Genomic DNA, 18803 nt, shown 5'->3' with positions numbered 1-18803 from the left:
CTGAGACGGAGCCCGAGGGGTAAAGCATGGCGACGAATTCAGGCGGTGACGGCAAGAACACGCTCTATTGTAGCTTTTGCGGCAAAAGCCAGCATGAGGTGCGTAAGCTGATCGCAGGCCCGACCGTGTTCATTTGCGACGAATGTGTCGAGCTGTGCATGGATATCATCCGTGAAGAGACCAAGGCCAGCGGCCTGAAATCCTCGGACGGCGTGCCAACGCCCAAGGATATCTGCGAAGTGTTGGATGATTATGTGATCGGTCAGGCCACCGCCAAGCGGGTTCTGTCGGTTGCGGTACACAACCACTACAAGCGTCTGAATCACGCCCAGAAAGCGGGCAGTGATATCGAGCTTGCCAAATCCAACATCCTGTTGATCGGTCCCACCGGTTGCGGAAAGACCTTGCTGGCGCAAACGCTGGCACGGATTCTGGATGTGCCGTTTACGATGGCGGACGCAACCACGCTGACGGAAGCCGGCTACGTGGGTGAGGATGTCGAAAACATCATTCTTAAGCTGCTTCAAGCCAGCGAATACAATGTCGAACGCGCACAACGCGGCATCGTCTATATCGACGAAGTCGACAAGATCACTCGTAAGTCCGAGAATCCATCGATCACTCGCGATGTCTCGGGTGAGGGTGTGCAGCAGGCGCTGCTGAAGCTGATGGAAGGCACCGTGGCCAGCGTTCCGCCGCAGGGTGGCCGTAAGCATCCCCAGCAGGAATTCTTGCAGGTGGATACCACAAATATCCTGTTTATCTGTGGTGGTGCCTTTGCAGGCCTCGACAAGATCATTGCGCAGCGCGGCAAGGGCTCGGCTATGGGCTTTGGGGCTGATGTCCGCGACAATGACGAACGAGGTGTGGGCGAGATCTTCAAGGATCTTGAACCCGAGGATCTGCTGAAGTTTGGCCTGATCCCTGAATTTGTTGGTCGTCTGCCGGTTCTGGCAACACTCGAAGATCTGGACGAAGATGCGCTGGTTACCATCTTGACCAGCCCCAAGAACGCTTTGGTCAAGCAATACCAGCGCCTGTTCGAACTGGAAGACGCCGAACTGGGCTTTACCGATGACGCGCTGAAAGCCATCGCCAAGAAGGCTATTGAACGCAAAACCGGCGCACGTGGCTTGCGCTCGATCCTCGAAGATATCCTGCTGGATACGATGTTCGAGCTGCCGGGCATGAAGAATGTGACCGAAGTTGTGGTCAACGAAGAGGCGGTGACGTCAGAGTCGCAACCGCTGATCATCTACGCTGACACAGCTGAATCTGCTTCCGCTGGTTGAGCCGAGGCTGATTGCCCGCGGCACTGGTTAGGGGGCTCTGTCCCCGTCGCCGTTGGGTGACCCCCCGAGGTATTTATAGCCAGATGAAGCAGGGGTCCGCTCTTCATCTGGCTATAAATGCTTCGGAGCGCGAGGCAGAGCCTCGCATTGAATCGGCTTTGAGGTCATTGAGGCAATTTTAGTAGGCGACCATGGCAATCAAACGGATATCTTCTGGCGGCGAATTCGAGGCCAAGGCCGGCTATTGCCGCGCAGTTGTCACTAGAGGCTGGGTTCATGTCGCGGGGACTGTAGGTCAGGGGGACACGGTGGTTGACCAATGTCGCTCGGCTCTGTCGATTATCGAAAATGCGCTTATCGAGGCTGGCTCATCATTCTCAGACGTCGTGCGCGTCACCTATATGTTGCCGGATCGCACCGAGTTTGAGCCTTGCTGGCCTGTTTTGGCCGAGACGTTTGGCGCGAACCCTCCCGCAGCCACGATGATTGAATGCGGGTTGATCGATCCGAAATACCGGATTGAAATTGAAGTTACCGCTATTCTGCCGGAATGACGCAGGCAAGCCCGGTGGCACTGGACCTCAGCGTGCCTTTGGTCCATATCTTCGGGGACAGAAATGCCGGAGGCAGCCGATGGGAATCCTGAACAGTCTTTTGCGGGCCGTGACCTGGTGGAACGGAGCCACCCTGAACACGCAGTTCTACACTGCGCGCAAAGGGATCAAGGTCGGTGAAGACGATGAAGGCAACGTGTTCTATCGTAACGCAGACGACAGCAAACGTTGGGTGATCTTCAATGGTGAGGCCGAGGCCAGCCGGATTGACCCTGATTGGCATGGATGGCTGCATCGCACTTGGGATGAACCGCCAACCGACAAACCTCTGGCCCACAAATCCTGGGAGAAACCGCATCAGGAAAACCTGACGGGAACCGCGCTGGCCTATGCTCCGGCAGGGTCGCTGCGCCGTGCTGATCCGGTAGAGCGCTCGGATTACGAGGCGTGGAGCCCGGAATAAGCAATGTCAGCTCATACCAAGACCGAAGTTATTGTCGGCGGTGCCGTGCTGGCCTGCGCCATTGCTTTTGGCGTCTATGCCAGCCAGTCCACTGGCCTGTCCCAGTCCAGCGCAGGATACGAGCTGGGCGCGTCTTTTCGTTCTCTTGAAGGTGTCGGCGTTGGAACTGATGTGCGCCTAGCCGGTGTGAAAATCGGTACAGTAACGGGCGTTACACTGAATTCTGACACCTACCGTGCCGATACACAATTTTCTGTGGCGGATGGCATTCTGATCCCGGATGACAGCGCAGTTGTAATTTCCTCAGAAGGTTTGCTGGGAGGCAATTTTGTTGAGGTGATGCCCGGCGGCTCTCCGTTCTATTTTGAGCCGGGTGATGAGATCGAGGACACGCAGGGCGCGGTCAGCCTGATCTCATTGTTGGTCAAGTTTGTTGCAGGGGACGGCAGCGAATGATCCGTGCGGCCCTCGCTGCGCTGCTGGTCACCGTGACTGCTGCGGCTGCACAGCAAAAGGTAGAATCCGGTCCGGGCGCCATGCTGCGCGGGCTGGATAAGGTTAGCGGGCAGACCTTGGATATCGAGGTTCAGAACGGACAGACGGCGACCGTGTTCGGGTTGGACGTTGCACTGGGCGATTGCCGCTACCCGGCTGACAACCCCACAGGCGACGCCTTTGCCTATCTGACTATCTGGGAACAGGGCAAGGCGCAGCAGTTATTTGATGGCTGGATGATCGCGACCTCACCCGCGCTGAACGCGCTGGACCATGCGCGTTACGATGTCTGGGTGATCCGCTGTATCACACCCTGAGGCGTCTGCTGCAGATCAGTGGTGAAATCCGCTTTTAGATCAATCGCTTGTTTCAACTCGCTGTGATAAACTGCACGCGGGATTTCGATCGCGCCCAATGAGGCCAGATGCGCGGTCAAAAACTGCGTATCGAACAGCGTGAACCCGGTTTGGCGCAACCGATCCACCAGATAGGCAAGTGCGATCTTTGATGCGTCCGTGCGGCGCGAAAACATGCTTTCGCCAAAAAAGGCTGCGCCCAGAACCACACCATAGACCCCGCCAATCAGCGAAGCACCCTCCCAGACTTCGAGGGAATGCGCGCGGCCTGCCCGATGTAGTTCCTGATACAGGCGGCGCAGTTCAGGATTGATCCAGGTTTCCGATCGGTCGGCGCAACCATCCACCACGCCCGCAAAATCGCGATTGATGCTTATCGTGAACCCACACGCCCGCAAGCGACGCGCCAGACTACGTGAGATGTGAAAGCCATCCAGCGGGAACACGCCGCGAATCTTCGGATCGACCCAGAACAGCTCGGGGTCATCGCGGTGCTCTGCCATCGGAAAGATGCCGATGGAGTAGCCATGCAGCAGAAGTTCAGGGGAAAGGCTCATGCCGGGTGCCCCGGGACCAGAGGGCCGTAGCCCTCTGATCCCGTTTTCCTATTGGGCCATGTTCTCCGCAAGCCAGTGCTCCAGCCAGTGGATGTTGTAGTCACCGCTATGCAGGTCTGGTTCCTGTAACAGCGCGTGGAACAGCGGCACGGTGGTGTCGATGCCGTCGACGATTAGCTCTCCCAACGCGCGTTCCAGACGGGCCAATGCTTCAGCTCGGTCGCGGCCTTGCACGATCAGCTTTGCGATCAGCGAGTCGTAGTACGGCGGGATCGAGTAGCCATCATAGAGCGCCGAATCCATCCGCACACCCAGACCACCCGGCGCGTGATAGGCCGTGATCTTACCGGGGCAAGGCGAGAAGTTCGGCAGTTTTTCCGCGTTGATACGAACCTCAATGGCGTGACCGTTGATCTCCAAATCGTCCTGACCGAACGACATGTCCTCACCAGCGGCGACAAGGATCTGCTCTCGTACCAGATCGACGCCAAAGATGCCTTCGGTCACCGGATGTTCCACCTGCAGACGGGTATTCATCTCGATGAAGTAGAACTCGCCATTCTCATAGAGGAACTCGATGGTGCCAGCGCCGATATAGTTGATCTTGGCCACCGCGTCGGCGCAAACCTTACCGATCTTGGCGCGTTCTTCAGGGGTGATGCATGGGCCGGGGGCCTCTTCGAACACTTTCTGGTGGCGACGCTGCAGCGAGCAGTCGCGCTCGCCCAGATGAACCGCCTTGCCCTTGCCGTCGCCAAAGACCTGAATCTCGATGTGGCGCGGCGTCGTCAGGTATTTCTCGATATAGACCTCATCATTGCCAAAGGCTGCTTTGCCTTCGGCGCGCGCGGTCATGAAGGCGCTTTCCATCTCATCTGCGGTCATCGCGACTTTCATGCCGCGACCACCGCCGCCGGCGGTGGCTTTGATGATGACGGGATAGCCGAACTCTTCGCCGATGCGCTTGGCATCTTCCAGTGTGGGAACGCCGCCATCGGAGCCGGGAACGCAAGGCACGCCCAGTTCCTTCATCGTGTCCTTGGCGGTAATCTTATCGCCCATGACGCGAATATGTTCCGCGGTGGGTCCGATGAAGGTGATGCCGTGATCTTCGACGATCTGCACAAATTCGGCATTCTCGGACAGGAAGCCATAGCCAGGATGGATCGCCTGCGCGCCGGTGATTTCACAGGCCGAGATGATCGCGGGCACGGACAGATAGCTTTGCGGGCCGGGCGGTGGGCCAATGCAGACCGATTCGTCCGCCATGCGCACATGCATCGCGTCGCTGTCGGCGGTGGAATGCACGGCGACCGTCTTGATCCCCATCTCGCGGGCAGCACGGATCACGCGTAGGGCGATCTCGCCTCGGTTGGCAATCAGGATTTTGTCGAACATGGGCCCGCCTTACTCAACGATGACCAGAGGCGTGCCGAATTCCACGGCATCACCATCGCCGACCAGAATGCGCTTGATGGTGCCCGACTTGGGTGCGTGGATGTGGTTCATGGTCTTCATGGCTTCGACGATCAGCAGCGTGTCGCCTTCGGATACCGACGCACCAATCGAGATAAATGCAGGCGCGCCCGGTTCGGGCTGCATGTAAACGGTGCCGACCATGGGCGAAGTCACCGCGCCGGGGTGGCTGGCGGGATCGTCCATCGCAGCAGGCGCCTCTGCGGCTGGTGCGGGTGCAGCAGCAGGTGCGGCTGCGGGTGCTGCCGCAGGAACCGCCACCTGAACCGGAGCGGCAACAGTCTGCGACATACGGCTGACGCGGACATTCAGGCTGTCGTCATCGCCATATTCGCGTTTGACCTGCAGTTCGGTCAGGTCGTTTTCGCGCAGCAGTTCGGCCAGTGCCTTGATAAACGCGACATCCGCTTCGTGTTTGGTATCTGTCATGAGTGTCCTCGAAGGTTCCCCTATGGCCCGTCTGTTCCCTGCGGGCTTGGTCTGATTACGCAGGGTTATAAGCTATGCAGACGCCCATGAAAAGCGTCGACTGAGCCCGTTAAATAGGGGTTTTCGCTTCAAGTTCGAGGGGCGCTGCAATTACAGCGGCGTCCCTGACAGTTTTGCCACCAACTCGGGCAGCTTTCGAGCGCCATATTTCTCTAGAAGACGAGCGCGATAGGCCTCGATTGTGCGATAACTCAGCCCCAATTCCACTCCGATTTCTTTTGCAGACAGGCCGCGGCAGGACAGGATGGCGACTTCGCGTTCGCGGGTGGTCAATTGCACAAGTGGGCGTTCTTCAGAGATATCCGAAAAGCTCCATATCCCGTGACGAAACGGATCGTCGGGCGTAAGGGACCGCCCTCGTGCACGGCACCAAAACAGGTCCCCGTCGCGCCTCCGCATAACTCGTTCATCCGTATAGTACCCGGTGTCGCGCATCACTTGCAGGCTGCGTGCTCCAATCCGCTCCCAGTCGGCAACCGAGGGATAAAGATGTAGCAAGGGCATGTTGCGGTAATCAGCTTCATCCCCGCCAAAGGTCCGCGCAAATTGCAAATTGCACCGCCGGATGATCCGGTTCTCAAGCTCAACAAGGCCGATAGGGGCGTATTCGAAGGCGGGATCGCTCATGTACTTATCGTGACGGGTATTGCGTTGAATTAGAAGAGCAGGTGGCGGGAAAGGGTGGGTTTCTTTCTGTTGTCTCTGTCAAAGTTGTAAATCTTCTTTGATAATTCTTCGCCAAGGGTTAAAAATCATGAAGTTATTCTGCAAATCAGTTTGCAGTCGTCAAGGATACAAACAAGATGCGAGATACCCTTACCGGCAGCCGGATACGCGAAAGGCGGCAAATCTCTGGGTTGCGACAGGCGGAACTGGCGCGGCAGGTGGGGATTTCGGCATCGTATCTGAACCTGATCGAACACAATCGCCGCCGCATTGGTGGCAAGCTTCTGATTGATATTGCGGCGGCATTGTCAGTGGAACCATCGCTGCTGACGCAAGGGATAGAAGATACGCTCATCTCTGCCCTGCGCGAGGCGGCGGCAGATTCGGTTGGTCAAAAGGCCGAGGTTGACGGGCTCGAAGAATTCGCCGGGCGTTTTCCTGGCTGGTCCGGTGTTCTGGCACAGATGCATCGCCGCGTAGTGACATTGGAACGTACAGTCGAAACCCTTTCGGATCGTTTGACCCATGACCCACATCTGGCCGCTTCGATGCATGAGGTGCTGTCGACCGCTGCCGCCATCCGCTCAACTGCCGCGATTCTGGCCGAACCCGGAGAGATCGAGGCCGAATGGCGCGACCGCTTCCATCGCAATCTGCATCAGGATGCCGAGCGGCTCGCTGAAAGCTCCAAAGCGCTTGTGGCCTATCTTGATGACAGTGACGGGCAACGCGATCTGCGTGGCATCCCCCTTGATGCGGTCGAGGCCTTTTTTGCTGAACAGGGATATCATTTCCCGGAACTCGAAGCCGGAGGGGAATTAACCGATGTGCTGCTGGATGGGCTCGAGTCCTCCGCCGCCAACGCCGTAGCCTCGGGCTTGCTGAACCTTTACGCAGCCGATGCGCTGGCCATGCCGTTGGATCAGGTGCGCTCCGCGCTTGATACAACAGATCCTGACCCGCTGGCCCTGGCGGCAGCATTTTCGGTGGATTTGGTTACGGTGCTGCGACGGTTGGCCTTTCTGCCCGAAGGCACGCTGGCACGTCCTGCAGGGCTGGTGATCTGCGACGCCTCGGGCAGCGTTCTTTTCTATAAGCCTGCGCCGGGCTTTGCCCTGCCGCGCCATGGCGAGGCGTGCCCGCTCTGGCCTTTGTTCACGGCGCTGAACCGTCCTCTGGTGCCGATCCGCAAGCGCGTCGTGCAGCTTGGCCGCACCGCCGCCCAGTTTGAATGTTTCGCCATCGCCTCCCCCCAACCGGCCGAGGCGTTCGGAGCCGAGCCGGTCTACCGTTCGGTCATGTTGGTGCTGCCGGTTGAAGACACCGTGCGGCCGACGGAGAACGCGGCGCAAGTCGGGGTCAGTTGTCGGATTTGCCCCAAACGAGATTGCGGCGCACGTCGGGAACCGTCGATCTTGAGCGAAGGGTTTTGACAGTTTCGTGACGCTGCGCTTAAGCTGGTCTGGACAGGTGGCCGGACGTGCAACCGGTCCTGGGGAGGAAGTACAAATATGAGCCGTAAGGTTCTGTTGATCGAGGATGAACCCAATATCACCGAGGCGATCCGTTTTTTGCTGACGCGTGAAGGGTGGCAGGTTGAAACGCATGCCGAGGGAACGGACGCGGTGCAGATAATCCTGTCCGCTCAGCCCGATTTGGTGATTCTGGATGTGATGTTGCCGGGTAAAAGCGGAATGGATGTGCTGCGTGATCTGCGCGAGCATGAGGAGATGAAGGCATTGCCCGTCCTGATGCTGACCGCACGCGGGCAATCCCGTGACCGGGAGATGGCCGAACAGGCCGGGGTTAGTCGTTTCATGACCAAGCCGTTCTCGAATACCGAGGTTTTGACGGCGGTGCGTGACCTGCATGCGCAGGCGTCACAGTCATGAATTCCCCGGACGACGGCAAAGACCGGCCCTCGCCGGCCCGACCGTCTCTGTTTCTCGAGCGGCAGGGTTATCGTCGGCGCAGACTGGCTGATGCGGCGCGGCTGCTGCCATTTCTGGGGGCCGCCCTGCTTGCGCTACCGCTTCTGTGGCCTGATGAAAGTGAAAGTGCCGAGGCGTTGTCGCTTTCCTCAGCCATGTTCTACATCTTTGCCTGCTGGGGGGTTCTGATTCTGATCAGTGTGGTCTTTGGCATTGCTGCCAGGCGTATGGCAGCACGCGAGAGCGCCGAGCCCGGGGCCGAGTCATGGCGACGCTGAATGTCCTGATCCTGGTCTGTCTGGGCTACGTGGTGCTGCTGTTCGGCGTGGCCTTTACCGCTGATCGGGTTGCGGCACGCGGAGGTGGGAAATGGCTTCGGTCCCCGCTGATCTATACGCTGTCTCTGTCGATCTATTGCACCGCCTGGACATTCTATGGCGCGGTCGGCAACGCCGCGCGTTCTGGACTGGAATTTGTGACCATCTATTTGGGTCCAACTCTGGTAATGATCAGCTGGTGGTGGGGCCTGCGCAAGTTGGTTCGTATCGGACGCAGCCAGCGCGTGACCTCCATCGCTGACTTGATCTCGTCGCGTTACGGTAAGTCCAACACCCTGGCGGTTTGCGTGACGATCTTGGCGGTGCTGGGTGGCACGCCGTATATCGCGCTGCAATTGCAGTCGATCACGCTGTCCTTTTCGATCTTTGCCGAGGCTGACCCAACCGGCCTTTACCGCGAGGGATCCAGCGTATTCTGGGTCGCTGCCGGTCTGGCGGTCTTTGCGATCCTCTTCGGCACTCGCAATCTGGACGCAAATGAGCGCCACCACGGCGTTGTCACGGCTATTGCCTTGGAATCAGTCGTTAAACTCTTTGCGCTTCTGGCGGTTGGTATCTTTGTCGTCTGGGGCGTCGCGGGGGGGCTGGGGCCGATGATGGACCAGATCGACGCGTCTGAGATTGGTCAGTGGCATGTGGATGCCGGGCGCTGGACCACTTTCATCTTCCTCTCGGCAGCGGCTTTTGTCTGCCTGCCAAGGATGTTTCAGGTCATGGTGGTCGAGAATGATGACGAAGGCCACCTGCGCACTGCAGCCTGGGCCTTTCCGCTTTATCTGCTACTTATGAGCCTTTTTGTGGTGCCGATTGCGGTGGTCGGGCTGGACCTGATGCCTGAGGGATCGAACCCGGACCTGTTTGTGCTGACCGTGCCGCTGTCGCAGGGCAATGACTGGCTGGCGATGCTGTCTTTCATCGGCGGGTTCTCCTCGGCTACGTCGATGGTGATCGTCACGGCCATGGCGCTGTCGACCATGGTCTCGAACCACGTGGTCATGCCGATCTGGCTGAATACGCAGGAAGGCACCGCCTCGGTATCCGGTGATGTCCGGACCATCGTTCTGATGGCCCGCCGTGTCTCGATCGCTGTGATCATGGCACTGGGCTATTTCTACTATAGCTTGTCAGGTGGCGGGGCTGCACTGGCTTCAATCGGTCTGGTGGCCTTTGCCGGGATCTCTCAGATTCTGCCCGCTCTGGTGGGTGGTTTGTTCTGGCGCGGTGCGACCAGAACCGGGGCGTTGGTGGGGCTCAGTGTTGGGTTCTTCCTGTGGATTTACACTCTGCTGCTGCCCGGCATGGAAGGTGGTATCATCCCGGCGTCGGTGATCGAAAACGGACCTTTCGGCTGGGGTTGGCTACGCCCGCAAGCGCTCTTTGGGATCGAAGGAATTGATCCTATGGTGCATACGGTCATGTGGTCGCTGTCATTGAACACAATCGCCTTCTGCGTCGCTTCGATGCTCAGCTTTCCAAGCCCGCTGGAACGCCTGCAGGGTGCACAATTCGTCAATGTCTTCGACCACTCGGTTTCGGCGCGCGGCTGGACCGGGTCAGTCGCGCAAAGCGAAGATCTGATGATCATGACCCAGCGGATTTTGGGCACCATACCCGCGCAGGAATTCTTTCAGGCCGAAGCGGAACGGCAGAATGGCCGGCCTGGACGTCTCCCCGAACCAACTCCGCAGTTTCTGGAACGGCTGGAACGTGAACTCAGCGGTTCGGTAGGTGCCGCAACCGCCCATGCGATGATTGGTCAGATCGTGGGTGGTGCGTCTGTTTCGGTCGAGGACCTGCTGGCCGTAGCCGACGAATCCGCTCAGATGCTGGAATACTCCAGCCAGCTCGAAGCGAAATCGGCTGAACTCAGCCGCACTGCGCGCCAGTTAAGGGAGGCCAACGCCAAGCTCACCCAAGTATCAAAGCAGAAAGACGCCTTTCTCAGTCAGGTCAGCCACGAATTGCGCACGCCGATGACCTCGATCCGCGCATTTTCCGAAATCCTGCGCGACGCCGAGGGCCTGAGCGCAGATGAGCAGACCCGCTATGCTGCGATCATTCATGACGAGTCGCTGCGTCTGACCCGGCTGCTGGACGATCTGCTGGATTTGAGCGTCCTGGAAAGCGGGCAGGTCAGCCTGAATATGGATGACGCAACGCTGAACGAGGTATTGGATCGCGCTGTCTCAAGCGCTCTGGCAGGCAGTGATCGCAAGATTGGTGTGCGGCGGGTGCGCGCCAACGAACGCATCCCGCTCTACACTGATCTGGATCGGCTGGGGCAGGTTTTCATAAATTTGATCTCGAATGCTCAGAAATACTGCGACGCTGATGAACCGGTGCTGACGATATCGGCGCATGACGTTGGCGGGCAGGTGGTGATTGATTTCATCGACAATGGCGACGGCATCCCGACTGAGGCGCAATCGCTGGTGTTCGAGAAATTTGCCCGCGTTGGCTCGGACAAGGCGGGTGGGGCCGGGTTGGGTTTGGCGATTTGTCGCGAGATCATGCAGCGCCTAGGGGGCGAAGTCGCCTATTTGCCGGGGCAGGCAGGAGCCGCCTTCCGTGTCAGTCTGCCTCTTGCTTATCGGCAGGCCGCGCAATGAGGATGTCATAAAGATATTTGTAACGATCTGCGGGTTACACAATTCCTAGGTGTATTCTAAGACGGCAGTGCGGGGCGATGACCAAATCAGCATTGGCACGCAAACTATCGGCGAGGCAGGGTGAAGTTGATACGCCCCGTTCAATTCTATGTGCCCTGCGGCTTGGTTTGGCGCGGGCGGCAGGTGATGGCATGGGGCTAGCGCTGGCAGTCATCGGGGCCAAACAGGCGTTGCGTGCGCAGGAGGACGCGACCGCGCGATTGAAACAGGGTTGGTTGATGCTGCTCTTTGGCTCGGATCAAGGTAGCATGGCGGCAGTATGTCTGGACCCGGGATGCGTGTCGGCCGTGATTCAGCAGCAAACGATCGCAATTGTCACCTCTGATCCACCGTCGGAGCGAATGTTTACGGATACTGACGCCGCCATGGTCGCCCCCTTAATCGAGGATATGCTGGGCCGGGCGCAGAAGCTGGTCGAATCCGCGGCGGATATGGCCAGCCTGTCGGGGTTTGAGTTCACATCGCGGGCTGAAGATCGGCGCAGCCTGACACTGGCGCTGGTGGATGAGGCATATCGTGTATTCGATCTGACAGTCGAGTTGGCTGGCGGTAGCCGACAGGGGGAAGTTTGCGTGTTGTTGCCTGACCGACCTCTATCTGATGCGGAGCAGGAGGCGGAAAACAGTCTTGCGGGTAAGAACCTCGATCAGGCATCCGGCGTGATGCGCGCTGAACTGAACGCTGTAATCAGCCGTATTTCACTGCCGTTGACTGCTCTGTCAGAGTTGACTGTTGGCGACGTCCTTCCGTTGCAAGGCGCGCGTGTGGATCGGGTTGAAGTTCTGTCAATCGACCGTGCCCGTATAGCGATTGGTCGGTTGGGCCAATGCGGTGGGATGCGCGCGGTTCGGATAAATGAACACAATCCGGTCGCGACATTGCCAACGAAGGACGAACAGTCCTTTCTGGCTCGCAAGTCTGGCCCAGTTTCCAAACTGGACGATGACGAAAAGTCAGCGTTGCTGGACGAAGAAATTGTGACCAGCGAACAGGCAATGAATGATACTCTGCTTAACCCGGATGATATTTTGCCATCGAATCCTGACCAACGCGTTGCCGAGATTTCACATCTTGCTGGACTGCCAGCGCCTGAGGGCGATGGGCCGTACTAGGTGGCTTAGTCCTGTGCGCGCAACTGCTCCAGCGCTGGGCGAAGCCCGTCGAGCGAATAGCCAGCCTTACCCGTCGCGTCCAGAATTTCATCCGTGCTTAGCCGGTTGCACTGTCCCAGCGCCCAAACAACCGAGCAACGGGTACCGGATGCGCAATAGGCCAGGACAGGCCCGCGGCAGCTTTCGGCCAGATCGCGCTGCAGGGCGACATTCTCTGGCGTCATAGTCTGGTGCGTCAGTTCCAATACCTCGTATTCCATTCCGGCCTCGCGCACGGCCTGCCCGATGGCATCAGACTGCTGATCTGGCGGCACCTCGGTATTAGGACGGTTGCAAATCACCTTGACGAAACCTGCCTTGGCGATGGCTGGCACGTCCTCAACCGTGATCTGGGGTGAGACGGCATAGCGGGGGGTAATCGGTCGAATCTCCATGACAACTGATTAGGCCGCGTCAGCCATCCTGTCCAGTTGTGCGCCCAGTTTTGGCGCGGCCAACATGCCCGCAATCATTGCGATCAGGAACACAATTCCGCCAACACCACCATAACTGAGCGAGGCCATCGCCGGGCCCGGGCACAGACCTGCCAACCCCCAGCCAACCCCGAACAGAACCGAACCAACGATAAGCCGACGATCCAGCTCAACACGAGGTGGAGCAGGAAATTTGCCACCTACCAGCGGCGTTCGGTTCCGGGTCATTTGCCACGCCACCAACATGGGCAGGATCGCCCCGCCCATGACAAAGGCCAGCGTCGGGTCCCAGTTGCCGAACACATCCAGCCATCCCTGCACCTTGGTGGTGTTGGTCATGCCCGAGATCAGCAGCCCGATACCAAACAAACCTCCGGCGAGAAAAGCAAATACTGAGCGCATCAGATCACCCCCAGAACTTGGCGAAACAGAACAACCGTTAACCCGCCAGCAAGGATATAGAAAACCGTGGCGACAATCCCGCGCAGGGAGAAGCGAGAAATCCCGCAGACGCCGTGACCCGAGGTGCACCCATTTGCAATCCGCGTGCCCACACCGACCAGTAACCCGGCCAGGATCACAATTGCTAAATCCGGGGTCAGATGAGTCTGAGTCTGTGGTGCAATCAAAGGGCGCAGCAAGAAAGGCATCCCGATCAGCCCAACAACAAAGGCTAAACGTTCCGTCATTGCACTGCGGTCGCTGCGCTCAATCAATCCGCCAAGAATGCCACTGGCTCCCATGATCCGACCATTGCACAGAAGATATACAGCGGCACCCAGCCCGATCAGCAGGCCACCCGCAAGACCCCACATCCACTCCACATTCATTTCTAGTTCCTCACCCGATATTCCGTGTCAAAGCTTGTTGACCGGAATTTTCATGAAAACATCACCTTGTTCATCCGCCGGTGGCATCTGACCGGCCCGCATATTGACCTGCAGAGAGGGTAAAATCAGACGTGGCATTGCCAAGGTCGCATCCCGCGCATCGCGCATCTCGACAAATTCCTCAACGCTTCGGCCTTGTCCGATGTGGACATTTAACGCCTTCTGTTCGCCTACCGTCGTTTCCCAGGCAAATTCATCTCGTCCGGGTGCCTTATAGTCATGCCCTACGAATACCCGTGTTTCGTCGCGTAATGCTAAAATCTTTTGGATTGAGGCAAATAGATCCTCCGAAGATCCGCCCGGGAAATCGCAGCGTGCGGTTCCAAAATCCGGCATGAACAATGTATCGCCAACGAATGCTGCGTCGCCGATCACATAGGTCATGCAGGCCGGAGTATGACCCGGCGTATGCAGGACGTCCCCGCGCATCTGGCCGATGTGAAAGCTGGCCCCTTCCGTAAACAGAGCATCGAACTGGCTGCCATCACGCTGGAACTCGGTCCCTTCGTTGAACACTTTGCCGAATGTGTCCTGCACGACTACGATATTCTCACCGATCCCGATTTTTCCCCCTAGCTTTTCCTGCAGATAGGGCGCTGCTGACAGGTGGTCGGCATGGACATGGCTTTCCAGTATCCATTCCACCTTCAACCCGTTGTCGGTCACATATTCGACAATCTGATCGGCCGAACTGGTGTCAGTGCGACCCGAGGCGTGATCAAAATCCAAAACGCTGTCGATGATGGCGCAGGCCTGTCCTTCGGGCTCCTGCACCACATATGAGACTGTGAAGGTCTGAGGGTCAAAAAAAGCTTTCACTATGGGCGTCATGGGATCCTCCGTTCGGCTCTATCTCATATATCAATACTGGAATGTGATTAAAGTGCCAAATCACGAATTGATGTCTGTCAAAGCAAATCTCGCGAATTGAGCATATGTTTTGGGCGACCAAGGTCATATTGACGGTATTTGGCCCTCACAGGCAAGATTCCGCGGTGTTTTGGCCCGGTCTCGTGCTGGTCTTAATCTTGTTACCAATATCAGGCAGACTGGCATTGTATGGGAGGATGCAAATGACTGCTCAGGATCTTTATACAGAGGCGGAACGGCTGGAAGAAAGGCTACATGGTGCATGCTTGGAGACTCGGCTGGCTCTTCAGCCCCGTGTCAGTCAGGTTCTGGATAAAATGCGCGCGCAGCGTGTTCAGATACCTTCGCGCTTGCGGCGGTTAGATGCGGCGCTGTGCGAAGATGCGTTAGAGGCGCGGTTCGACAATATGCCCGTGTGATCTGTTCGGTTAACTAAAAGAAATTCCGAGGATAACCATCATTAGCCCCAGAACCGACAGGAAAAGGGATGCAAGATTCCAGGGTAATACGCCCTGAACCGCAACGCGGAGTTCCTCATCGGTCAGGTTAGCTTTGCGCGCTTTCATCACCCGCAAGATGCACCAGACCAGACCGATCAGCCCGGCCATGGACAGGGCGGCACCGCCCCAGACGATAATGTCGAACATAGTTGTTTACGCTCACCCGTTGAACCCGTCGTTGCGCTTAGCGGATCGATACCATTCAGACAAGCCCGCCGTATGGATTGTCTGCTTGCGATCGGGTCGGTGCCGATGTATCCGGCTGCTTATTTTCAGCCCTTGGGAGAGACGCAGATGGAAGACATCACCGAAGATCAGGCCGCAGCAAATTACCGAGTGACCGCAGGCGAGTTGCGCCAGTTCATCGAGCGTTTCGAGCGTCTTGAAGCCGAAAAGAAAGATATTGCCGACCAGCAGAAAGAAGTCATGGCCGAGGCCAAAGCCCGTGGCTACGATACCAAAGTCATGCGCAAGGTCGTCGCCCTGCGCAAGCGCGACAAGGACGATATTGCCGAGGAAGAAGCGGTTCTTGAAATGTACAAAGAAGCGCTGGGGATGTAACTTCAGCCGCTTACGGGTCCAAAAAACGGAGATCTGGCATGGTCCGAAGCCGTGCTAGATCCTGCTCATAAAGTTCGGTAAACGCCGCGATAATGTCTTCGCTCCAGCCGGGCAGTTCCACCTCTTCCTCGATCGCCTCTGTCAGCGCATGCTGCTGAAAGATCTGTGCTAACCTTCCTCTGAGAATGGGATCGTTGGGTGGGCGTTGTTGTTCCATCAACCTTTGCAGCTCCTGCTTACCCAGATCCGAGATGAGCGAGGATAGCAGCGCGTATTCCTGATCAAGCTGCGTGTCCGCGGGTAGTCCGACAAGTGCGCGCGCAATGTCACCAAGGATCAGAGGAGAATCCTCGTTACTCCACAAGGTGATCTTGACGTCTGGAGCAAGATCGCGAATGTCCTCAACCATCGCAAGCCAACTCAGGCAACTCAGATCGGTCGTCGCAACTATATGTTCGCGCTCCGGGGCCGATAGCAACATCAATACCTTCGGAATAAAGCTGCCGGGATTGCGCAGCCCCACAAACAGTTCGACAGACGAATCGCTGAACAGGTGGTCCATATAGGACATCCTTTGACCCGCATCCGCATAGAACTGCCCATCCATGATGATTGATGCCCGTTCACCAAGATACAGCGCACTTGACAGGATCGCTCGATCAACTTGTTGCCCCTGAGGCATTAATTTCTGAAACCTTGCCCGCGTATCTTGGTGCGAAGGGCGGTCAGCCGCAGGCTTCAGTGCTGGCCGAAAGATCTTTCTGAACGGACGCATCCCCCAAAATGCCGCATGGCTCTCAGCGACAAGCTGGACGTTCGCCTGAAGCAGATTGAGCAGCGGGTCGTGGTCGGTAAAGTGTGCTCCGGCTTGGATGACCATCTGCATATTGGAATTGTCCTTGCCTCGGGCGAAATTATCGCTTGGGTTACAACCTGTCCCCGGCGCAGTCAAATTTGGATGAGGCCTAATTATTAGGTTATCCTAAGGCAAACCATCACAAAGTTAAGGCGACGCGAAAATTCGGGCTTGCAGTCCCTGTTCCGAGCGATTAATCGACACCCAGTGCCCCTATAGCTCAGCTGGTAGAGCAACTGATTTGTAATCAGTAGGTCCGCGGTTCGAGTCCGTGTGGGGGCACCATTCAAACCTAGGTGCGACCACATCCACCACTTCGTTCGTACGAATTCAGACAGTTTCGAACATCCGGTTGGGGCTCATCGCAAGAGGTTGGCGCGATGTGTCAGGGTTGATGTGGATTTATCCTGATCGCGCACAAATATCATTGGTAGAGCTGATCACATTCAATGCAAGCCAGCCAATTAGAACTCTCGAAGTCACGCTAGCGCGAAGGCCCGGTCTGATCTTTTTCTGCCGTTTCATCCGAGGGCTTCAGCGACAATGGCGGGTCTTCCGGCTCTTCTGAGATCGGGGCAGGGGCGGCCGGAGGTTCTGTCAGTCCATCGTCAGGTCCGGGAACCGGGCGCGCGGTCGGGGTGGCGCCTTCTTCAACCGGGTTTTTCGAATCCGGCTCATCTGGAGCGAGCACCCTGCGAAATACCAGCACATTTCGCCAGTTGGTGGTTGAACCCGTCAAACCTGTGCGTTCCTCGCTGGGCAGCAATTCTGCGCGCTGATATTCCCAACCCTCTTGGCCCAGTTGGTTCAACAACTGCTCAATTGAGGTGGCGAACCGGCCCTCGGGTGTTTTCACGCCCTTCGCCTTGGTTCCCTTTTGCGGAGCGGGGACAACTTTATATTCGTAGCGCTGCATCAATTGGTCCTAATTGCGTAACCCGGGCAAATTAACATTTTGACAGGCGGGTGAAAGCCAAGATCACGCATTGGCGAATTTCGGCCCGCACTGTGGCTTTAGCTCCGCGCGGCTTTGCCCACAAGCGACAGACAGGTTTCGGTTGCGATCGCCATGTCCTGCACCGAGATCCACTCCAGTGGACCATGAATACACTGCATGCCCGTAAATATGTTGGGTGTGGGTGTGCCGAATTCGGTTAGGCGCGAGCCATCGGTGCCACCTCGGATCGGCACTGAAACGGGCTCGATCCCCTGTTCGCGGCAGGCTTCGCGCGCCAGATCGACAGGGGTCATGTCCTTTTCCAGCCAATAGCGCATGTTGCGGTATTGATGGGAGATGTCGCAGGTGATGGTCGCGCGCGGTTCGGTGGCCTGAACGGCAGCACAGACCTGACGGACAATTTCGCGCTGGGCTTCCAACGCTTCCATTTCGAAATCGCGTAGGATCAGCTTGATCTCCATCTCGGACGAACCGCCATTCATATCGGTGACATGGATGAACCCCTGACGCCCGTCGGTGACCTCGGGCGTCATCGTCGCCTGAGGCAGTGTCTGCACGATCTTTGCCGCCAGATGCGCCGCGTTTACCATTTTGTCCTTGGCCAAACCGGGGTGGATCGACACGCCGGTGATCTTGACCACGGCTCGGTCCGCCGAGAAGCTTTCGTATTCGATCTCACCCAGTTCCTGTCCGTCCAGCGTATAGGCAAAATCCGCGCCCAGATCCTTGGGCAGCTGTTCGGTAACGCCGCGCCCGATTTCTTCATCCGGGGTAAAGGCGATGCGAATCGGACCGTGGGGGATGTCATTGTTCTCCAGCAAGTGCCTCGCCATCGTCATCAGGATCGAAACGCCTGCCTTATCATCAGCCCCCAACAGGGTGGTGCCCGAGGCGGTGATCAGATCATGCCCGATCTTCTCGGCCAGATAAGGATGTTCTTCGGGTGACAGCACCAGATCGGGATCATCGGGGAAGGTAATCTCGCCACCATTATACCCTTTGATCACCCGCGGCTTGACCCCGGTTGCGTTGAACTGAGGGGCCGTGTCCACATGCGCGAGAAAACCGATCGTTGGTCCGTCGGCCGTGCCGGGGATGGTTGCCACGACAACGCTGTCACCGGTCATCTCGACATCCTGCGCACCGATCTCGGTCAGCTCTTGCCGCAGCAGGTTTAGTATGTCGAACTGGATTTCGGTGCTGGGGGTCGAGGGCGAGGTCTCATCGCTCTGACTGTCGATGGCTGCGTAGCGTACCAGCCGGGTTTCCAGTTCCTGATCAAACCGATTTTTCATGT

Annotated in this window: 24 protein-coding genes and 1 tRNA gene; 13 read left to right on the top strand and 12 right to left on the bottom strand. The window is 57.6% G+C overall.

Going from position 1 to position 18803, the window contains the following annotated elements; translation table 11 throughout:
- The first annotated feature begins 26 nt into the window (after positions 1-26).
- From clpX to ACR0MQ_RS14975, 5 genes are all read left to right on the top strand, one after another.
- Positions 27-1292: an ATP-dependent Clp protease ATP-binding subunit ClpX gene (clpX, locus tag ACR0MQ_RS14995; protein WP_170775098.1), complete on the top strand. Its 1266-nt coding sequence runs from the start codon at positions 27-29 to the stop codon at positions 1290-1292.
- Between the two features lie 191 nt (positions 1293-1483).
- A complete protein-coding gene (locus ACR0MQ_RS14990; RefSeq protein ID WP_170777120.1) occupies positions 1484-1846 on the top strand; it encodes a RidA family protein in 363 nt (120 codons plus the stop codon).
- 79 nt (positions 1847-1925) lie between these two features.
- On the top strand, positions 1926-2309 hold the full coding sequence (locus ACR0MQ_RS14985) for an NADH:ubiquinone oxidoreductase subunit NDUFA12 (RefSeq protein WP_010443266.1): 384 nt from the start codon (positions 1926-1928) through the stop codon (positions 2307-2309).
- 3 nt (positions 2310-2312) lie between these two features.
- Positions 2313-2765 (top strand): outer membrane lipid asymmetry maintenance protein MlaD, encoded by a 453-nt coding sequence (gene mlaD, locus ACR0MQ_RS14980; protein ID WP_010443265.1) that lies wholly within the window; start codon positions 2313-2315, stop codon positions 2763-2765.
- Positions 2762-3121: a DUF2155 domain-containing protein gene (locus ACR0MQ_RS14975; RefSeq protein WP_170775094.1), complete on the top strand. Its 360-nt coding sequence runs from the start codon at positions 2762-2764 to the stop codon at positions 3119-3121. The genes mlaD and ACR0MQ_RS14975 overlap by 4 nt, the downstream gene beginning before the upstream one ends.
- On the opposite strand, the gene aat is transcribed toward ACR0MQ_RS14975, so the two are convergent.
- From aat to ACR0MQ_RS14955, 4 genes are all read right to left on the bottom strand, one after another.
- Positions 3085-3717 (bottom strand): leucyl/phenylalanyl-tRNA--protein transferase, encoded by a 633-nt coding sequence (gene aat, locus ACR0MQ_RS14970; RefSeq protein WP_480609067.1) that lies wholly within the window; start codon positions 3715-3717, stop codon positions 3085-3087. The two genes, ACR0MQ_RS14975 and aat, sit on opposite strands and share 37 nt — an antisense overlap.
- A 48-nt stretch (positions 3718-3765) precedes the next feature.
- Positions 3766-5115: an acetyl-CoA carboxylase biotin carboxylase subunit gene (accC, locus tag ACR0MQ_RS14965; protein ID WP_170775090.1), complete on the bottom strand. Its 1350-nt coding sequence runs from the start codon at positions 5113-5115 to the stop codon at positions 3766-3768.
- Between the two features lie 9 nt (positions 5116-5124).
- Positions 5125-5622 (bottom strand): acetyl-CoA carboxylase biotin carboxyl carrier protein, encoded by a 498-nt coding sequence (gene accB, locus ACR0MQ_RS14960; RefSeq protein ID WP_170775088.1) that lies wholly within the window; start codon positions 5620-5622, stop codon positions 5125-5127.
- Positions 5623-5772: 150 nt separating this feature from the next.
- The gene (locus ACR0MQ_RS14955) at positions 5773-6309 is read right to left on the bottom strand and encodes a helix-turn-helix domain-containing protein (protein WP_010443260.1); all 537 of its coding nucleotides are present in this window, start codon (positions 6307-6309) and stop codon (positions 5773-5775) included.
- Between the two features lie 176 nt (positions 6310-6485).
- Here ACR0MQ_RS14955 and ACR0MQ_RS14950 point away from each other — a divergent pair, with 176 nt between their 5' ends.
- The 5 genes from ACR0MQ_RS14950 to ACR0MQ_RS14930 all read left to right on the top strand — a co-directional run bounded on the left by ACR0MQ_RS14950 (position 6486) and on the right by ACR0MQ_RS14930 (position 12398).
- A complete protein-coding gene (locus tag ACR0MQ_RS14950; protein ID WP_170775086.1) occupies positions 6486-7781 on the top strand; it encodes a helix-turn-helix transcriptional regulator in 1296 nt (431 codons plus the stop codon).
- A gap of 78 nt (positions 7782-7859) precedes the next feature.
- Positions 7860-8240: a response regulator gene (locus tag ACR0MQ_RS14945; protein ID WP_170775084.1), complete on the top strand. Its 381-nt coding sequence runs from the start codon at positions 7860-7862 to the stop codon at positions 8238-8240.
- Complete coding sequence (locus ACR0MQ_RS14940; protein WP_480609062.1) at positions 8237-8557, top strand: hypothetical protein; 321 nt, start codon at positions 8237-8239, stop codon at positions 8555-8557. The genes ACR0MQ_RS14945 and ACR0MQ_RS14940 overlap by 4 nt, the downstream gene beginning before the upstream one ends.
- Entirely contained in the window at positions 8545-11226 is a 2682-nt protein-coding gene (locus ACR0MQ_RS14935; RefSeq protein WP_170476646.1) for an ATP-binding protein, read from the top strand. The genes ACR0MQ_RS14940 and ACR0MQ_RS14935 overlap by 13 nt, the downstream gene beginning before the upstream one ends.
- 77 nt (positions 11227-11303) lie before the next feature.
- A complete protein-coding gene (locus ACR0MQ_RS14930) occupies positions 11304-12398 on the top strand; it encodes a FliM/FliN family flagellar motor C-terminal domain-containing protein (protein ID WP_480609059.1) in 1095 nt (364 codons plus the stop codon).
- A 5-nt stretch (positions 12399-12403) separates the two neighbouring features.
- Here ACR0MQ_RS14930 and ACR0MQ_RS14925 read toward each other — a convergent pair whose 3' ends face one another.
- Genes ACR0MQ_RS14925 through ACR0MQ_RS14910 form a run of 4 tightly spaced genes read right to left on the bottom strand, consistent with a single transcriptional unit; the run spans position 12404 to position 14592 of the window.
- Positions 12404-12832 carry a TIGR01244 family sulfur transferase gene (locus tag ACR0MQ_RS14925; protein ID WP_170775077.1) on the bottom strand — a complete coding sequence of 143 codons (429 nt, stop codon included), beginning with the start codon at positions 12830-12832 and terminating at the stop codon, positions 12404-12406.
- Between the two features lie 9 nt (positions 12833-12841).
- Entirely contained in the window at positions 12842-13273 is a 432-nt protein-coding gene (locus tag ACR0MQ_RS14920; protein WP_170775071.1) for a DUF6691 family protein, read from the bottom strand.
- Positions 13273-13701 carry a YeeE/YedE family protein gene (locus ACR0MQ_RS14915; RefSeq protein WP_170775069.1) on the bottom strand — a complete coding sequence of 143 codons (429 nt, stop codon included), beginning with the start codon at positions 13699-13701 and terminating at the stop codon, positions 13273-13275. The genes ACR0MQ_RS14920 and ACR0MQ_RS14915 overlap by 1 nt, the downstream gene beginning before the upstream one ends.
- 27 nt (positions 13702-13728) lie before the next feature.
- Entirely contained in the window at positions 13729-14592 is an 864-nt protein-coding gene (locus ACR0MQ_RS14910) for an MBL fold metallo-hydrolase (RefSeq protein ID WP_480609055.1), read from the bottom strand.
- 242 nt (positions 14593-14834) lie between these two features.
- Here ACR0MQ_RS14910 and ACR0MQ_RS14905 point away from each other — a divergent pair, with 242 nt between their 5' ends.
- Positions 14835-15050: a hypothetical protein gene (locus tag ACR0MQ_RS14905; protein ID WP_010443250.1), complete on the top strand. Its 216-nt coding sequence runs from the start codon at positions 14835-14837 to the stop codon at positions 15048-15050.
- Between the two features lie 9 nt (positions 15051-15059).
- Here ACR0MQ_RS14905 and ACR0MQ_RS14900 read toward each other — a convergent pair whose 3' ends face one another.
- Complete coding sequence (locus tag ACR0MQ_RS14900; RefSeq protein WP_170775064.1) at positions 15060-15278, bottom strand: hypothetical protein; 219 nt, start codon at positions 15276-15278, stop codon at positions 15060-15062.
- A 147-nt stretch (positions 15279-15425) separates the two neighbouring features.
- Here ACR0MQ_RS14900 and ACR0MQ_RS14895 point away from each other — a divergent pair, with 147 nt between their 5' ends.
- Positions 15426-15692, top strand: a complete 267-nt coding sequence (locus ACR0MQ_RS14895; protein WP_170686114.1) for a DUF2312 domain-containing protein — start codon at positions 15426-15428, stop codon at positions 15690-15692.
- A gap of 10 nt (positions 15693-15702) precedes the next feature.
- Here ACR0MQ_RS14895 and ACR0MQ_RS14890 read toward each other — a convergent pair whose 3' ends face one another.
- Complete coding sequence (locus ACR0MQ_RS14890; RefSeq protein WP_480609051.1) at positions 15703-16578, bottom strand: hypothetical protein; 876 nt, start codon at positions 16576-16578, stop codon at positions 15703-15705.
- A gap of 179 nt (positions 16579-16757) precedes the next feature.
- On the opposite strand from ACR0MQ_RS14890, the gene ACR0MQ_RS14885 reads away from it, so the two are divergent.
- Positions 16758-16833 (top strand) — tRNA-Thr (locus tag ACR0MQ_RS14885).
- A gap of 199 nt (positions 16834-17032) precedes the next feature.
- Here the strand turns inward: ACR0MQ_RS14885 and ACR0MQ_RS14880 are convergent.
- Entirely contained in the window at positions 17033-17464 is a 432-nt protein-coding gene (locus tag ACR0MQ_RS14880) for a DUF4177 domain-containing protein (RefSeq protein ID WP_480609049.1), read from the bottom strand.
- 98 nt (positions 17465-17562) lie between these two features.
- On the bottom strand, positions 17563-18801 hold the full coding sequence (gene pepT, locus ACR0MQ_RS14875; protein ID WP_480609047.1) for a peptidase T: 1239 nt from the start codon (positions 18799-18801) through the stop codon (positions 17563-17565).
- Positions 18802-18803 lie beyond the last annotated feature (2 nt).

This window comes from Ruegeria sp. AN6, assembly GCF_056540425.1.
This window is presented reverse-complemented; position numbering and strand designations above follow the sequence as displayed.

What these genes read in the sequence shown, in the direction of transcription:
- clpX (WP_170775098.1), top strand. Translation starts at nt 27, where the DNA reads ATGGCGACGAATTCAGGCGGTGACGGCAAGAACACGCTCTATTGTAGC.
- ACR0MQ_RS14990 (WP_170777120.1), top strand. Translation starts at nt 1,484, where the DNA reads ATGGCAATCAAACGGATATCTTCTGGCGGCGAATTCGAGGCCAAGGCC.
- ACR0MQ_RS14985 (WP_010443266.1), top strand. Translation starts at nt 1,926, where the DNA reads ATGGGAATCCTGAACAGTCTTTTGCGGGCCGTGACCTGGTGGAACGGA.
- mlaD (WP_010443265.1), top strand. Translation starts at nt 2,313, where the DNA reads ATGTCAGCTCATACCAAGACCGAAGTTATTGTCGGCGGTGCCGTGCTG.
- ACR0MQ_RS14975 (WP_170775094.1), top strand. Translation starts at nt 2,762, where the DNA reads ATGATCCGTGCGGCCCTCGCTGCGCTGCTGGTCACCGTGACTGCTGCG.
- aat (WP_480609067.1), bottom strand. Translation starts at nt 3,717, where the DNA reads ATGAGCCTTTCCCCTGAACTTCTGCTGCATGGCTACTCCATCGGCATC.
- accC (WP_170775090.1), bottom strand. Translation starts at nt 5,115, where the DNA reads ATGTTCGACAAAATCCTGATTGCCAACCGAGGCGAGATCGCCCTACGC.
- accB (WP_170775088.1), bottom strand. Translation starts at nt 5,622, where the DNA reads ATGACAGATACCAAACACGAAGCGGATGTCGCGTTTATCAAGGCACTG.
- ACR0MQ_RS14955 (WP_010443260.1), bottom strand. Translation starts at nt 6,309, where the DNA reads ATGAGCGATCCCGCCTTCGAATACGCCCCTATCGGCCTTGTTGAGCTT.
- ACR0MQ_RS14950 (WP_170775086.1), top strand. Translation starts at nt 6,486, where the DNA reads ATGCGAGATACCCTTACCGGCAGCCGGATACGCGAAAGGCGGCAAATC.
- ACR0MQ_RS14945 (WP_170775084.1), top strand. Translation starts at nt 7,860, where the DNA reads ATGAGCCGTAAGGTTCTGTTGATCGAGGATGAACCCAATATCACCGAG.
- ACR0MQ_RS14940 (WP_480609062.1), top strand. Translation starts at nt 8,237, where the DNA reads ATGAATTCCCCGGACGACGGCAAAGACCGGCCCTCGCCGGCCCGACCG.
- ACR0MQ_RS14935 (WP_170476646.1), top strand. Translation starts at nt 8,545, where the DNA reads ATGGCGACGCTGAATGTCCTGATCCTGGTCTGTCTGGGCTACGTGGTG.
- ACR0MQ_RS14930 (WP_480609059.1), top strand. Translation starts at nt 11,304, where the DNA reads ATGACCAAATCAGCATTGGCACGCAAACTATCGGCGAGGCAGGGTGAA.
- ACR0MQ_RS14925 (WP_170775077.1), bottom strand. Translation starts at nt 12,832, where the DNA reads ATGGAGATTCGACCGATTACCCCCCGCTATGCCGTCTCACCCCAGATC.
- ACR0MQ_RS14920 (WP_170775071.1), bottom strand. Translation starts at nt 13,273, where the DNA reads ATGCGCTCAGTATTTGCTTTTCTCGCCGGAGGTTTGTTTGGTATCGGG.
- ACR0MQ_RS14915 (WP_170775069.1), bottom strand. Translation starts at nt 13,701, where the DNA reads ATGAATGTGGAGTGGATGTGGGGTCTTGCGGGTGGCCTGCTGATCGGG.
- ACR0MQ_RS14910 (WP_480609055.1), bottom strand. Translation starts at nt 14,592, where the DNA reads ATGACGCCCATAGTGAAAGCTTTTTTTGACCCTCAGACCTTCACAGTC.
- ACR0MQ_RS14905 (WP_010443250.1), top strand. Translation starts at nt 14,835, where the DNA reads ATGACTGCTCAGGATCTTTATACAGAGGCGGAACGGCTGGAAGAAAGG.
- ACR0MQ_RS14900 (WP_170775064.1), bottom strand. Translation starts at nt 15,278, where the DNA reads ATGTTCGACATTATCGTCTGGGGCGGTGCCGCCCTGTCCATGGCCGGG.
- ACR0MQ_RS14895 (WP_170686114.1), top strand. Translation starts at nt 15,426, where the DNA reads ATGGAAGACATCACCGAAGATCAGGCCGCAGCAAATTACCGAGTGACC.
- ACR0MQ_RS14890 (WP_480609051.1), bottom strand. Translation starts at nt 16,578, where the DNA reads ATGCAGATGGTCATCCAAGCCGGAGCACACTTTACCGACCACGACCCG.
- ACR0MQ_RS14880 (WP_480609049.1), bottom strand. Translation starts at nt 17,464, where the DNA reads ATGCAGCGCTACGAATATAAAGTTGTCCCCGCTCCGCAAAAGGGAACC.
- pepT (WP_480609047.1), bottom strand. Translation starts at nt 18,801, where the DNA reads ATGAAAAATCGGTTTGATCAGGAACTGGAAACCCGGCTGGTACGCTAC.